General features: G+C 65.8%; 14 protein-coding genes and 1 tRNA gene. 10 read left to right on the top strand and 5 right to left on the bottom strand.

All coding sequences use genetic code 11. The features are described 5' to 3' along the window. Window positions 1-71 precede the first annotated feature (71 nt). A complete protein-coding gene (gene mbfA, locus IEY58_RS24155) occupies window positions 72-1,031 on the top strand; it encodes an iron exporter MbfA (protein ID WP_189050586.1) in 960 nt (319 codons plus the stop codon). A gap of 53 nt (window positions 1,032-1,084) precedes the next feature. Here mbfA and IEY58_RS24150 read toward each other — a convergent pair whose 3' ends face one another. Then, window positions 1,085-1,303 carry a hypothetical protein gene (locus IEY58_RS24150; RefSeq protein WP_189050585.1) on the bottom strand — a complete coding sequence of 73 codons (219 nt, stop codon included), beginning with the start codon at window positions 1,301-1,303 and terminating at the stop codon, window positions 1,085-1,087. 169 nt (window positions 1,304-1,472) lie between these two features. Here IEY58_RS24150 and IEY58_RS24145 point away from each other — a divergent pair, with 169 nt between their 5' ends. From IEY58_RS24145 to IEY58_RS24130, 4 genes are all read left to right on the top strand, one after another. Beyond that, on the top strand, window positions 1,473-1,799 hold the full coding sequence (locus IEY58_RS24145; protein ID WP_189050584.1) for a DUF6665 family protein: 327 nt from the start codon (window positions 1,473-1,475) through the stop codon (window positions 1,797-1,799). A 130-nt stretch (window positions 1,800-1,929) separates the two neighbouring features. After that, window positions 1,930-2,361 (top strand): hypothetical protein, encoded by a 432-nt coding sequence (locus IEY58_RS24140; protein ID WP_189050583.1) that lies wholly within the window; start codon window positions 1,930-1,932, stop codon window positions 2,359-2,361. A gap of 114 nt (window positions 2,362-2,475) precedes the next feature. Continuing rightward, window positions 2,476-3,066 (top strand): hypothetical protein, encoded by a 591-nt coding sequence (locus tag IEY58_RS24135; RefSeq protein WP_189050582.1) that lies wholly within the window; start codon window positions 2,476-2,478, stop codon window positions 3,064-3,066. Between the two features lie 239 nt (window positions 3,067-3,305). After that, window positions 3,306-3,974 (top strand): hypothetical protein, encoded by a 669-nt coding sequence (locus IEY58_RS24130; protein ID WP_189050581.1) that lies wholly within the window; start codon window positions 3,306-3,308, stop codon window positions 3,972-3,974. 492 nt (window positions 3,975-4,466) lie between these two features. Here IEY58_RS24130 and IEY58_RS24125 read toward each other — a convergent pair whose 3' ends face one another. The 3 genes from IEY58_RS24125 to IEY58_RS34815 all read right to left on the bottom strand — a co-directional run bounded on the left by IEY58_RS24125 (window position 4,467) and on the right by IEY58_RS34815 (window position 7,409). After that, on the bottom strand, window positions 4,467-5,705 hold the full coding sequence (locus IEY58_RS24125; protein ID WP_189050579.1) for an SHOCT domain-containing protein: 1,239 nt from the start codon (window positions 5,703-5,705) through the stop codon (window positions 4,467-4,469). Window positions 5,706-6,243: 538 nt separating this feature from the next. Next, window positions 6,244-7,026: a hypothetical protein gene (locus IEY58_RS24120; RefSeq protein WP_189050578.1), complete on the bottom strand. Its 783-nt coding sequence runs from the start codon at window positions 7,024-7,026 to the stop codon at window positions 6,244-6,246. Between the two features lie 137 nt (window positions 7,027-7,163). After that, complete coding sequence (locus IEY58_RS34815; protein ID WP_189050576.1) at window positions 7,164-7,409, bottom strand: DUF1127 domain-containing protein; 246 nt, start codon at window positions 7,407-7,409, stop codon at window positions 7,164-7,166. Window positions 7,410-7,539: 130 nt separating this feature from the next. Here IEY58_RS34815 and IEY58_RS24110 point away from each other — a divergent pair, with 130 nt between their 5' ends. Continuing rightward, a complete protein-coding gene (locus IEY58_RS24110; protein WP_189050574.1) occupies window positions 7,540-8,451 on the top strand; it encodes a transcriptional regulator GcvA in 912 nt (303 codons plus the stop codon). A gap of 166 nt (window positions 8,452-8,617) precedes the next feature. On the opposite strand, the gene IEY58_RS24105 is transcribed toward IEY58_RS24110, so the two are convergent. Beyond that, window positions 8,618-8,691, bottom strand: a tRNA-Gln gene (locus IEY58_RS24105). Window positions 8,692-8,866: 175 nt separating this feature from the next. Here IEY58_RS24105 and IEY58_RS24100 point away from each other — a divergent pair. The 4 genes from IEY58_RS24100 (at window position 8,867) to guaB (ending at window position 13,082) form a co-directional block, all read left to right on the top strand. Then, window positions 8,867-9,907, top strand: a complete 1,041-nt coding sequence (locus tag IEY58_RS24100) for a Ppx/GppA phosphatase family protein (protein WP_189050572.1) — start codon at window positions 8,867-8,869, stop codon at window positions 9,905-9,907. A 30-nt stretch (window positions 9,908-9,937) separates the two neighbouring features. Beyond that, entirely contained in the window at window positions 9,938-10,654 is a 717-nt protein-coding gene (locus IEY58_RS24095) for an RlmE family RNA methyltransferase (RefSeq protein ID WP_189050570.1), read from the top strand. Window positions 10,655-10,663: 9 nt separating this feature from the next. Next, the gene (locus IEY58_RS24090; RefSeq protein WP_189050568.1) at window positions 10,664-11,488 is read left to right on the top strand and encodes a hypothetical protein; all 825 of its coding nucleotides are present in this window, start codon (window positions 10,664-10,666) and stop codon (window positions 11,486-11,488) included. 130 nt (window positions 11,489-11,618) lie between these two features. Beyond that, window positions 11,619-13,082, top strand: a complete 1,464-nt coding sequence (guaB, locus tag IEY58_RS24085; protein WP_189050566.1) for an IMP dehydrogenase — start codon at window positions 11,619-11,621, stop codon at window positions 13,080-13,082. Window positions 13,083-13,111: the final 29 nt, after the last annotated feature.

Raw genomic sequence — 13,111 nt, 5'->3', positions numbered from 1 at the left:
TATTTTTGGTTGACGCCGGCCGGTGGTGATCCGACTTTCAGTGTCGGACTGCCGCTGCATGGGGAACGGGAATGGCGAAGGATTTCTCGGAGCTGACCGAGCAGGAGATCCTGGCGCTCGCGATCTCGCTCGAGGAAGAGGACGAGCGGATCTACGACAATTTCGTCCAGGGCCTGAAGGACGAATACCCGGCGTCGGCCCAGGTATTCCGCGAGATGGCGTCGGAGGAGACCGAGCATCGCCAGCGGCTCATGACGCTCTATCGCGAACGGTTCGGTGACCATATCCCGCTCATCCGGCGCCAGGACGTAAAGGGCTTCGTCGCGCGCAAGCCGATCTGGCTGACCCGGCCGCTCGGGCTCGACAAGGTGCGCGCCCAGGCCGAGCTCATGGAGCTCGAGACCAAGCGCTTCTACACCCGTGCCGCCCAGCGCTGCCGCGACGTCGCCATCCGCCAGCTGCTCGACGATCTGGCCGCGGCCGAGCGCGAGCACGAGGCGATGGCGGGGCAGCTCGAATCCGAGCACGTGCCGCCCGAGGTGCGCGACCATGAGGAGGCGTCGCAACGCAAGCTCTTCGTGCTGCAGGTGGTCCAGCCGGGTCTGGCGGGGCTTATGGACGGGTCGGTCTCGACGCTGGCGCCGATCTTCGCGGCCGCCTTTGCGACCCATTCGAGCTGGCAGACCTTCCTCGTCGGCCTCGCGGCGTCGATCGGCGCCGGCATTTCCATGTGCTTCGCCGAGTCCTTGAGCGACAACGGCAGCCTGACCGGGCGCGGCAATCCCTGGGCGCGCGGGCTCGTCTGCGGGCTCATGACCGCACTGGGCGGTCTCGGCCACACGCTGCCGTTCCTGATCAGCTCGTTTCAGCTGGCCTTCGCGATCGCGGTCATCGTGGTGGTGGTCGAGCTTGGGCTGATCTCGTGGATCCGCCACCGCTTCATGGAGGCGCCGATCCTGTCGGCGACGTTCCAGGTCGTGTTCGGCGGCGCGATCGTGTTCGCCACCGGGATATTGATCGGCAGCTCCTGACCGCCCACTGGGCGGTCAGGCTGCCGGAGCCCCATACCGGGGCTCACGCGGGCTCAACGCCAATGGTCGTGGCCCCAGCCGTGACCCCAGCCGCCGCCGACATAGACGGAACCATAGACCGGCGGCCCGTAGTAATAGCCCGGCGAATAATAGCTGTAGGCTGGCGCCGGCCCGTAGGCATAAGGCGCCGGCTCGTAGTAGCAGCCGGCCAGCGCCAAGGCGCAAAGGCCGACGAAAGCGATCCTACCAATCAGAGACTTGGTGCGACTCATCGCTGTCTCCCAACTCCAGGCGATCGGCCGTGACCGGACGCCACAATCCATGTGCGGTACTTACGTGGTCATGCGTCAGGTGGGTTCAACGGATCGAGATAATTCGTTACCTTAAACCTCGGTTTTGCCACGATGTTGTGTGATTGATGGGCCGCGAAGGGACGGGGCGATGACGTTCCGCATGCCGCAAAATCTTTCGACAAAGCCGGCGTCCGAGACCGGCGCCGATGTGCTCGAGGTCGAGCTTCTGGCCGAGCGGGCGGCAGCCCTCGGGCGCGGCGGCCGCGACGTCGAGACGGCGCTCGAGCGGCTGCGCGAATTTGACGCGACCGGCGCTGGACCTGTGCCGCGCGCCGAACTCGTCGCTGCCGCGGCGGATGCCGTCTGGGGCTTCCTCGTCCATCGCGAGCTCTGCGGCCTGCGCGACCGTGACGATGTCATCCGCCACTATCGTATCCCGCGCGAGGTGCTGAACCAGCTGGGCGCGCGTCGGTAGACTGAACCGATGGCCGTAGCCTTGGCGGAAGGCGGATATCTTTCAACTCGCCCATAGGTCGCAGATCTCGCTAAACTGCAGGCGGCAAGCAGAAGAGCTTGTCGAACCGACCAAAGGCGAGGGCCTGGGCATGGCGGGCGAAGACGATAACGAGTTCACCCGCCTTAACAAGCTCATGAACAGCGACGGTGGCGGCGGCTCTCGGTTTGTTGCCGGGCGCGACCGCGAATGGACCCCCGATGGGGGAGACGCGGTGCCCGCCGGCTGCCAGACGATCCACGGCTTCTATACCTTGAGCGGGCGGCAGATCGCCACGACCCTGACCGTCAGGTCCAACCTGCATTTCGACAGGCAGGACCAGGAGCGCATCGTCAGGTGGTTTTTCGAGAGCGGGGAACTCCATCAATCAGCCAGGGTCACCCATCCGCCGGCAGGCTACATGGGCTATCTGCATGACTATGGCCGAAACCGGATCTATGCCGTCACCGGCATCGACGAGGCGGCACGTGTCGTCGATATCCCGGCCATCGGTCATGTCAATGCCGGCGATCACATCTTTTAAAAGGCCCCCTCGAGTGAACGACGGTGGGGCCGCCCGCGTCGTACCCTTCAGGGTTGTTCAATTGACGCATTCCTGCGCTAAGCTCGGCTTCTGCGTATCTAGACGGAGAAGCCGATGCTGGGGGTCCTGAACGAAGCCGAATTTGCTGATCCCAAACGGCTCGAGCGCTGGCGTGCCAAGGCGATGGGCTGGGACGAGGCGCAGCGGCGGGCCGAGGGCGGGATCCACGATCTGCGGGAGATGAAGATCCGGCGTGGCTCGGTCCTGTTCCGCATCGGCCACTCGACGAGCGCCCGCGGCGCCGTCCCCGACGAGATCAATCTGAGCAGCCCCTGGTGGATGTCCGACGAGGCCTTCCTCGACATCTGCGCGTCGGCGCGCATCACCGGCATCGAGTTGCAGTCCCTCGGCCGCTACAAGCTTTCCGTGGCCGAGCGGTATGGCGTGTTCGACCTGGTGTTCCAGGTCATCACCTGCGGGCCGCTCGGCACGTTCCGCGGCATCGGCGTCCCCGTCTTTGACGGCCCCGAGGGCGATCGGCCGCTCGCCTGGCCGGGGCGCGAAGTGCCGCAATATTTCATTCCCGGCCTTCGCGACCTGGACAGCAACAGGCCGACCGGTCTCGCCCGTGAGGCCTTCGTCCAGCGGCCGAACGTGCCGGTCGGCCGCTGGATGCAGCATCTCGACGCGCTTTCGGGCACCTGACGGCGGACGGCGTTCAGCCGGGCGATTTGGCGAGCACCCGGTCGCCCGGTGCAAAAGCTGATAAGGCCCGACTTGGTTCATTGCGTCGTGATCGCGCTGATCGGGCCCTCTTCGCATTGGTCCCTGACGGACTGAAGCCGGTGCGCTAAACTGCAGGCTGCGGAGCTATGTTATTCACCACCGATGGCCGCGTAAGCTTCGAGGCAAATCGTTTGAGGTGATCCGTGGGCAATACACGATTGGTCGAGGCGCCGCGCGGCTTCATCGAGCTCGGTCGAGGCGCCGGCGCGCACATCGCCATGACGCTGACGCGTGCCGCCCTCTCACGGAAGTCGGCCAACAAGGCGCGCGTCCAGTCGGTGACGATACCCGAGAAGCCCTATGCGCCGGAAAAGTTCAAGCCGAGCACGGTAGACAGGACGATCGAGAACGCGGGCCTGCTGACTGAGCAAATCCGGAATGAGGCCGGTCGCGCGATAATAAGCAGGCTTGAGGCGGGGAGTGCCAGTTGGGGCGACATACAGGCCTACGCAGCGCGCGTGCGTGCCATCGGCACCGGGAATTGCCTGGAATACGCCATCGTCGCATTCGAGAAGCTGTGCGCCGACGGCTGGCGACAGCTCGAACTCGTGCAACTCTTCCCGCCCAGCACCCACTGCTTCGTGATTCTCGGATCGGCCAGGGCGCCCGGCGCCTATGGCGCAGGCTTCCCGTTCGCAGCGGACGTGGTTGTTTGCGATCCTTGGGCGCATATCGCCTGTGACGCTGCAGTCTACGAGCGGGAGTGGGCCGCCCGGATGCAGAAATGGGCAGATGAGCGCAAGGAGATATTCGGAGGCGGGCAATCGATCTCGCCGCTGAACTATACCCTCCAGCACCGGCAGCTTGTGATGTGCAGCGTTCGATAGCACCGCGCGGTGCGGCCTTGGCGTATCGAGGAGGATCGAAATCATGCCCGAGTTGCCGGTCGCTTATTAATCAGCGTCGCAAATCCACGAACGGACGATGTATGGGCCTCAGCCATGGGGGCGGGTCAGGATATCGTTACGCATTTCCGGGACTCCTTTGCCGGGGGAGCCTACGGCGTGCCGGTCGCGACCTTCGTGCATTTCGCCAACTGGCGTGCATTTCGCCAACTGGAATGCGGGTTGGATGGAGCGCGGGCATAACTTCCGCGACGTCAGTCAATGGGGCGACTGACTGGATCGACAAGGTCGCACCTGGGCTCGTCTCGCCGGCTGGCGGAGACGTGCGTGCTTGCCGCGGGCCGGCAGGCTCCGCCCGCCGGTCCCGCGCGCTCCCAAATCTGACGATCTCTCAAACCGCGCGCTCCACGGGGATCACGCCCGACCCGCAGCCGGCCAGGCGCGGGAACACGCTGCTGAGACGGTGTCTACGCGTTATAGCTGGTTGAGAATCGTCTGCCGCTTGGTCTCGTATTCCTGCTTTGTGATGAGCCCCTTGTCCTGGAGTTCCTTCAAGTGTTGCAGGCGCGATGCCGTGTCCGCCGGCAGCGCCCCCCCGGTGGCGGTGGTGGATGACGAAGTCTCAGTAGCGGCAGAAGGCGGGGCGATGACGGTCGTGGTCGTCAGCTCCTTGTGCCGGTGTTCGGGCCGACTGGTGAGATTGTTCGCCTCTCCCTTCGTGGCGGCGGCGGTGCTCGTCAGCTCCTTGTGCGGCCGCTCGAGCGAGCTGGGCGGATCGTTCACCTGTGCCTTTGCGGCGGCGGTGCCACTCGTCAGCTCCTTGTGCCGTCGTTCGAGCTGGCTCGCGAGATCGGTCGGCTCGGCCTTTATGGCGGCAGGGTCGTCAACAGAGATGCCCGGGTCGGCGTCGGTCGCGGCCGTCGCGGCTTTATCCGCCGCTGCCGCTTTGGTCTCATGGAGCGAATCGAGGAATTGCAGGGCGCGGGCTGAAGTTGCCGGATCCCAGATCGCTTCGACGCGCATGGAGCATTGGCCGCGCCAATAGGTCCTGAGGGCGGCCGCGGACGCAGACGGTGGTTGTGCTGCCGCTTGGAATTCACTGTATTTTCCGAGCGGGCTGTCCTCGACGAAGATGGCGCTGCGGATGCGCATGCGCGACGCGGTCGCGAATTGTTGTGCGGTCTCGGTCATCACCGCGTCGGCGTCGGATTTCGTCGTCTGGGACAGGTTGCCGTATTTCGTGCAGAAGCACTCGGCGACTTCGTAGTAGTCGCGGTCGTGGAACTGACGCGCCTCCTGGAACATGGCGGTGTCCGCCAGGTTCGAGTGCAACGGCTGCGCATGGCCGCTGAAGGTGACGGCGATATCGGGACATTGCGCCGACGACCAGTCTTCGTGCACGGGCAGATTGAGTGGTGGCAGAGCGGCGGAACCAGCCGCTGGATCCGCGGTCGTTGACGCGGCAACAGTCACCGCTTGGGAGGTCGGCGCTGGGGCGGTCGACGTCGGGGCAGTTGCCGTTGGAGCCGTCGACGCCGAGGCATTCGACGCGGAGACCTGGGGCGCCGTGCCGCCGCTTGCGGCAGGTGCCGCTCCAGGTGCCGGCACGGCCGGTGTTGCGGCAACGCCGGGTTGCCCCATCGTTGGCGAGGCGTAGCGCGCCCGATAGAGGGCATTGTCATAGCAGCTGGCCTCCACGCCACCCAGCAGCATGACCGAGCACAATCCAAGCGATGGAACCCAAATATGACGGCCCATGGACCACCTCCGGCGGGCTGCCAGCGGCGGGCGAAGTCGTCACAGGGCGACGGGGAATAATCTCCGCCCTGCCCAACTGCAGTCTGTTGAAATAAATAGCTTAAATTTGGAAATATTTCAACTGGGCTTTTGAAATTATTGGGCGCGTCCGGCTGTCATGAACTACTTTGGTCCTGGTCAGTTTTAATTGATTGTTGCAATACAACCGGCGGATATGTGCCGTCCGAAGCTGTCGTGTACTTTGATGGCGGGGCGACGGCATGCCCCATGTCTTCGTTGGTCAAAGGCGCACTTGCCGCTGTGTCGGAAAGTACAACCTCGGCAAAAGATCAAAGCTTCTCGTCAGGGGGATGCGGTATGTCCGGCCTATGTCGGGGGATGTGCCGGTCGGCTCTTGCTTTTCCGCGCGTCTAGACCTCGGTTGTAACCACCCGTCGGGTGATACTTCGGATCGACATTCGAAGGCCTGGCCAGCGTCGGGTCAACGCCCTGCTCAATGGCCGTGCTGAACGATGATGCGCGGAATGACGCCGCCGCATACGACGGCGGTCCTGGCGTATTCGGCCGGCGTATCGATCTTGGCTTGCGCGTCGACGCGTTGGCTGGAGAACTTGGCCCACAGGTCGGTGAGACCTGCGTTGAGCTGGGTCTCGAACTTTTCCAGAAGCGCTTCGCTGGACGAGGCTTCGAGCAGGGTCATTTGCGTCGCGATACGGTTGACGCGTTCCTTGAGAAGCGCGCCTTGTGTCTGGACCAGCTCGTGGTCGACCGCGACATGCTTCAGCTCATGTGTCTCAACGGCGTCGTACGCGCACTGGCTCTCGCTCATCTCGCGGGCAATATAGACCGTGACGTCCCTGGTGCCGTACGCGAGCTCGATCGCGCGGGGGTAGCCCTGCACGCGATCGTAGAAGCGCCGAGCGGTCAGGGAGATGTTGTAACGGAAGACGAAGGTCGCGGACGTGACGCCCACGACGTGGCCGGCGGCGCCATGGCTGAGGTTCGACTGGCCGGACGCCATCAGGCGGCCGAGCCACGGGATGTCTTTCGACCGGTCGAAGGCCGGACGCGCGTTGAGCGGCGTGACCGAAACCTGGGGCCCCGGAACGGCCGCTCGAGCCGAGGTGCCGAGCAGCGGACCGGCCATCGCGGCGGTGCCAAGGACGCTGAGGCCGGCGAGAAACCGGCGGCGTCCGAGCTCGCAGCAGGCACAGGAGCCGTCGTGGCCTGGCGTGCCGGTGGGGCAGGCGTCCGGATCATGCTCGCGAGGGATCATGCCAAGGTCCTTGAGCGATCCACCTCAAGGCGGATCTCTCTTATCACCGTTTGAATCGATAATCATCGAAACGGCACGGGATCTCGGGCCCGGCGCAAAGAAAGGGCCTCGGCTGCTGTCGGCTCACCCTTTCCGAGCTAGGGCCGCCAGAATGGCTTCTGGCTCTCGGCGAGTGCTTGGGCGCGAGACACCCCAATATCGCGTAGCTCCGGGTCTTCGAGTTGCGTGAGGTGCTTCCGCGTCCGGCTCCGCCGGAGCCAGAGACGCAAGGTCTCTGCAAACTGGCTCGGGAAAGGGAGCGGCCGATGGCAGGGCAGATCCGTCTCTGCAATCCCAGCCGCCGGCCGGGATGATCCCGCGACGGAGAAATGATTCCGCAGCATTTTTAAGCCTCCTGCGCGGCCACCGACATGCAGGCCGATGGCCGAGGAGCTATCCAATACGAGCAAATTCGAATTGCCCGCAAAGCATGCTTTCTCTATCGTTCCTGAGATTTTCTAATGAAGTCGAGCCATGCTGCGCCGCCTGCCGCCGCTGAACGCCCTCAAGTCATTTGAGGCCGCTGCGCGCCATGAGAGCTTCACGCGGGCCGCCGAGGAACTGTGCGTGACGCAGGGGGCGGTGAGCCATCAGGTCAAGGCGCTGGAGGCGGAACTTGGGCTCAAGCTCTTCAGTCGTGAGCGCCAGCGGCTGATCATCACCGAGGCCGGTCGCGAATATCTTGCCGTCATCCGCGATGCGCTCGACCGGATTGCCGTCGGCACGCATCACCTGGTACAGCGCCAAAGCTCGCGCGCTCTGACGGTCAGCACATCACCCGATTTCGCCGCCAAGTGGCTGGTTCATCGGCTTGGGCGGTTTGGCGCGGCGCATCCGGACGTCGATCTCAGAATTTCCGCGACCATGCATCATGTCGATTTCGCGCGGGAGGACGTCGACCTCGCAGTCCGGCATGGCGATGGAAATTGGCCGGGGCTCGATGCCGTACGCCTGGGCCCGGAGCAGTTGTTCGCGGTATGTAGCCCCAAGCTGATCGCGGATCGCCGCGTCGCCGATCCGGAAGTCGTGCTCAAATTTCCGTTGCTGCATCTCGACGACCGGAACGACTGGTCGAAGTGGCTCGAAGCCGCCGGCGTCGGCACCGTCGACCTCATGCATGGTCCGGTGTTGAATCACGCGAGCATGCTGATCGACGCCGCGGTCGATGGGGAGGGGATAGCGCTTGCTCGCACCGCCCTCGCAGCCTGGGACCTCATCAACGGGCGTCTCGTGGCGCCCTTCGCGCTGTCGTTGCCGCTGTCCAAGCTGTACTGGATCGTCTGCCCCAAGGCGACGTCGGCTCAGCCGAAGATCACGATGTTCCGCAACTGGTTGTTGGCCGAAGCGGCCGAAGATCGGCGCCGGCTCGAAGCATTGCCGCCATAGCCGAACGGCCTCCCGGGGGGCTCGAGGGGCCGCGCTATCGGAAATGATGAAGCCCTGCCAGCCGAGCCAACCTGCATCGCTGCTCCACTGTGGTGGAGTCGCGCGATGGGGGGGCATTCCCAGCATGCTAGGGTATAGGCGAAAAATTTAAGATTTATCAGCGCATTGGCTGGGGGACCAGGACTCGAACCTGGATTGACGGAGTCAGAATCCGCTGTCCTACCATTAGACGATCCCCCAACGCGCGATGCGACGCGGCGTTGGCCTCGCTGACGGGGCGGGTAACTAGCATGGGTCGGGCCGGGGCGAAAGCTCTTTCCTTCGGATCAGCGTTGCGCGGATTGCGCATCCCGTCATCTCTAGGCATGCTTGAGCCGGTCGCGATCCGGATTCGGGGCGACACGGGAGAGGCGGGATGAATTTTTTCCGGCGCAGCGAGACGTTCGCCGCCCTCGATCTCGGCACCACCAACTGTCGGCTGCTGATCGCGCGGCCGGCAGGCGACCGGTTGCGCGTGGTCGACAGTTTTTCCCGAATCGTGCGGCTGGGCGAGGGGTTGCAGGCGAGCGGCGTCTTGAGCGAAGCGGCCATGACGCGGACGATCGACGCCCTCTTGGTCTGTGCCGAGAAGGTCGACCACCGCGCAGTGACCCACGCGCGCTTCGTTGCGACCGAAGCGTGCCGCCGGGCGGCCAATTGCGGCGAGTTCCTGGCGCGGGTTCATGAGCACACGGGGCTCGAGCTCGAGATCATCCCGACGGAGGAGGAGGCGCGCCTGGCGCTTGCCGGCTGCGCGCCGCTGCTCGACCCTGCCCGGCCCCATGCCGTCGTGTTCGACATCGGCGGCGGCTCGACCGAGCTCTTGTGGGTCGGCGTCAATCCCGGCGTCGACGGCAGCGGCGTCGAGACCGAGATTCGCGACGTCATCTCGCTGCCGCTGGGCGTCGTCTCGCTCACCGAGCGCTACCAGGCGCAACTCTCAGACGGTGCCGGACCGGCGGTGTTCGCGCGCATGGTCGACACGGTGCGCGACGCGTTTGCCGATTTCGATCGCCGCTGGGGTATTTCCGCCCAAGTGGCCGAGGGCGGTGTGCAGATGCTGGGTTCGTCCGGCACGGTCACGACCTTGGCCGGCATGCGCCTTGGCCTGCCGCGCTACGAGCGCCAGCGGGTCGACGGCACGGTGCTGGATTTCCCGGATATCCGCCGGATCACCCGGCGGCTCGTCGGCATGAGCGCTGCCGAGCGGGCGCTCGAACCCTGCATCGGCGCCATCCGCGCCGACCTCATGATCGCCGGCTGCGCCATCCTCGAGGCGATCTGCCGGACCTGGAAGGTGGGCCGGCTGCGCGTCGCCGACCGGGGCGTGCGCGAAGGCATTCTCGCGGGCCTGCTCGCCGCAACCCGGAGCGGCGTTCCCGACACTTGCATCCGGCCGGCGGCGCTGTCCTCATAGCGTTGTTATGATCAGAACGAACGTCACGCCATGACCGGCGCCGGGAAGAAGGGTGGCGGCAGCCGCATCGACGCGCCGTCGGGCCAGCGCCAGCTGCAGGTGCGCGTCAAGACCGCGAAGCAGCGCTCGACCAGCTCGACGCTGTGGCTGCAGCGGCAGCTGAACGACCCTTACGTGTCGGAGGCGAAGCGCCTGGGCTATCGCTCGCGCGCCGCCTTCAAGCTCGCCCAGCTCGACGACAAGTTCCATGTGCTTGGCAAAGGCAAGCGCGTGGTCGACCTCGGCTGCGCGCCCGGCGGCTGGTGCCAGATCGCGGCGGAGCGGGTCGGCCCCACCGGCAAGATCGTCGGCATCGATTACCTGGCGATGGACCCGGTGCCAGGCGCCACTCACATCCAGCTCGACTTCCTCGACGAAAGCGCGCCGGCGCGGCTCAAGGAGCTGCTCGATGGCCCGGCCGACGTGGTGCTGTCCGACATGGCGGCGCCGACCACGGGCCATGCTGCGACCGACCATCTCCGCGTCATGGCTTTGGCCGAGACCGCCTATGAGTTCGCCGCCGAGGTGCTGACCCAGGGTGGTATCTTCATCGCCAAAGTGTTCCAGGGCGGCACGGAAAAGACGCTGCTCGATCGGCTGAAGCGCGACTTCGACAAGGTCGGGCATGCGAAGCCGGCGGCGAGCCGGGCCGACAGTGCCGAGGTCTATGTGGTCGCGACCGGCTTCCGCCGGGCGGGCGAGGCCTGACCTTCCCCCATGGTGTTGGACGCCTTCTGGCTGGCGCTGCTGGTCAAGATCGTCGCGACGGCCTCCGTCGTCGTCGCTGCGTCGGTCGTGGCAGAGCGGGCAGGGCCGTTCTGGGGCGCGCTCATCACCTGCTTGCCGGTCGTCGCGGGGCCCGCCTATGTGCTGCTGGCGCTCCAGGCCGACGCCGCGTTCGTGGCGGCGAGTGCTACGAGCGGTGTCGCGGCCAATGCCGCCACCGGCCTGTTCGTGCTGACCTTGCATCGGATGGCGCCGCGTCGCGGCGCGCTGCCGTCGCTCACCTGCGCCATCGCGGTCTGGCTGGGCGCGATCCTGGCGATTCGGGCGACGAGCCCTTGGAGCGCCGTGGCCGGTCTGGCTCTCAATCTCGTCGTCTATGGGGCCGCCTTGCGCGTGGCCGTCGCCGAGGCCGGCACGGTCGCGGCGGCAGCACCGGCGCGCTGGTTCGAGCTGCCGCTGCGCGCACTCAGCGTCGGACTGCTGGTCGCCGGCGCCGTCTCGATCAGCCAGGCGATCGGTCCGTCTGCGACCGGTCTCGCCATGGCGTTCCCGATCGCCATGACCAGCCTTACGGTCATGCTCTATCGCCGGCTCGGCGGCGTCGCGGTCGGGTGGGTGATGGCGAACAGCCTGAAGGCGATGCCCGGCCTTGCGGTGGCACTGTTTGCGGTCGCGGAGACGGTGGTGCCGTTCGGCGTCGCGAGCGGGCTGGTACTGGGGCTGCTCGCGTCCTTGGCCTGGTCGCTCGGGCTCATGGCGCTGCGCTATCTGTCGCTGCGCCGGGCGTCGGGATTCCCCAAGGCAACCGGGGCATAATCCACAATCGCGTGCCGTTTTACTTGCGCGTAATTTTATTATCAGCCATGGCGCCTGGGCGGGCAGCCGATCCTTTTAGAAATGCCCAAGCTGTGTATATTGCGATGCCACTCGGTTTTCCGGAGGCGGCATGCAGTTCAAAGAAGCTTTCACGTTCGACGACGTCCTGCTCGTGCCGGCCGCGTCCAACGTCCTGCCCGCGACGGTGAACACCCGCACGCGGCTCACCAAATCGATCGAGCTGGGCATCCCGCTCTTGTCCGCCGCCATGGACACGGTGACCGAAGCGCCGCTCGCCATTGCCATGGCGCAGGCCGGCGGCATCGGCGTCATCCACAAGAACATGGATGTCGAGGCCCAGGCGAACGAAGTGCGCCGGGTCAAGAAGTTCGAGGCCGGCATGGTCGTCGACCCGGTGACGATCGCGCCCAACGCGACGCTCGGCCAGGCGCTCGACCTGATGGCGGTGAATCGCATCTCCGGCATTCCGGTCGTCGAGCCGGGCACCAAGCGGCTGGTCGGGATCCTGACCAACCGTGATGTGCGCTTCGCCGACGACAAGGCGCAGCCGGTCTCGGAACTGATGACCAAGGACAAGCTGGTCACCGTGCGCGAGGGCGTGTCGCGCGACGAGGCGCGGCGCATCCTGCACCAGTACCGCATCGAGAAGCTGATCGTCGTCGACGACGCCTATCGCTGCATCGGCCTCATCACCGTCAAGGACATCGAGAAGGCGCAGCAATACCCGAGCGCATCCAAGGACGCCCAGGGCCGGCTGCGCGTTGCGGCTGCGACCGGCGTCGGATCGGAGGGCAGGGCCCGTGCCGAGGCGCTGTTCGACGCCGGCGTCGACGTGCTGGTGATCGACACCGCGCACGGCCATTCGGCGGGCGTGCTGCAGTCGATCAGCGAAATCCGCAAGCTCTCTAACTACACCCAGATCATCGCCGGCAATGTCGCGACCGCGGCGGGTGCCCGCGCGCTCATCGAGGCCGGCGCCGACGCGGTCAAGGTCGGCATCGGCCCCGGCTCGATCTGCACGACCCGCATCGTGGCCGGCGTCGGCGTCCCGCAGCTGACCGCGATCTCGGACGCGGTCGAGGAATGCCGCAAGTCCGACATCCCGGTCATCGCCGACGGCGGCATCAAATATTCGGGCGACCTGGCCAAGGCGATCGCGGCCGGTGCCGACTGCGCCATGCTGGGCTCGCTCTTCGCCGGCACCGACGAGTCGCCGGGCGAGGTGTTCCTCTACCAGGGCCGCACCTACAAGTCCTACCGCGGCATGGGCTCGGTCGGCGCCATGGCGCGCGGTTCGGCCGACCGCTATTTCCAGGCCGAGGTGTCCTCGACCTTGAAGCTGGTGCCGGAAGGCATCGAGGGCCGCGTGCCGCACAAGGGCCCGGTCGGCCAGGTGATCCACCAGCTGATCGGCGGCCTCAAGGCGGCCATGGGCTATACCGGCAACGGCACCATCGCCGAGATGCAGCGCAACTGCCAATTCGTGAAGATCACCAACGCCGGCCTGGCCGAGAGCCACGTCCACGACGTGTCGATCACGCGGGAGGCGCCGAATTACCGCCAGGGGATGTGAGATACTAGACCTCACGATGCGTCCGCTTC

Source organism: Aliidongia dinghuensis, from assembly GCF_014643535.1.
GTDB classification, from domain to species: domain Bacteria; phylum Pseudomonadota; class Alphaproteobacteria; order ATCC43930; family CGMCC-115725; genus Aliidongia; species Aliidongia dinghuensis.
The sequence above is the reverse complement of the archived record's forward strand: the minus strand, read 5'-3'. Positions and strand labels throughout refer to the sequence as shown.

Coding starts and splice junctions, on each gene's coding strand:
- IEY58_RS24110 (WP_189050574.1), top strand. CDS start 7,540: ATGCTGCGCCGCCTGCCGCCGCTGAACGCCCTCAAGTCATTTGAGGCC.
- IEY58_RS24095 (WP_189050570.1), top strand. CDS start 9,938: ATGACCGGCGCCGGGAAGAAGGGTGGCGGCAGCCGCATCGACGCGCCG.
- IEY58_RS24120 (WP_189050578.1), bottom strand. CDS start 7,026: ATGATCCCTCGCGAGCATGATCCGGACGCCTGCCCCACCGGCACGCCA.
- mbfA (WP_189050586.1), top strand. CDS start 72: ATGGCGAAGGATTTCTCGGAGCTGACCGAGCAGGAGATCCTGGCGCTC.
- IEY58_RS34815 (WP_189050576.1), bottom strand. CDS start 7,409: ATGCTGCGGAATCATTTCTCCGTCGCGGGATCATCCCGGCCGGCGGCT.
- guaB (WP_189050566.1), top strand. CDS start 11,619: ATGCAGTTCAAAGAAGCTTTCACGTTCGACGACGTCCTGCTCGTGCCG.
- IEY58_RS24100 (WP_189050572.1), top strand. CDS start 8,867: ATGAATTTTTTCCGGCGCAGCGAGACGTTCGCCGCCCTCGATCTCGGC.
- IEY58_RS24145 (WP_189050584.1), top strand. CDS start 1,473: ATGACGTTCCGCATGCCGCAAAATCTTTCGACAAAGCCGGCGTCCGAG.
- IEY58_RS24150 (WP_189050585.1), bottom strand. CDS start 1,303: ATGAGTCGCACCAAGTCTCTGATTGGTAGGATCGCTTTCGTCGGCCTT.
- IEY58_RS24140 (WP_189050583.1), top strand. CDS start 1,930: ATGGCGGGCGAAGACGATAACGAGTTCACCCGCCTTAACAAGCTCATG.
- IEY58_RS24135 (WP_189050582.1), top strand. CDS start 2,476: ATGCTGGGGGTCCTGAACGAAGCCGAATTTGCTGATCCCAAACGGCTC.
- IEY58_RS24125 (WP_189050579.1), bottom strand. CDS start 5,705: ATGCTGCTGGGTGGCGTGGAGGCCAGCTGCTATGACAATGCCCTCTAT.
- IEY58_RS24090 (WP_189050568.1), top strand. CDS start 10,664: ATGGTGTTGGACGCCTTCTGGCTGGCGCTGCTGGTCAAGATCGTCGCG.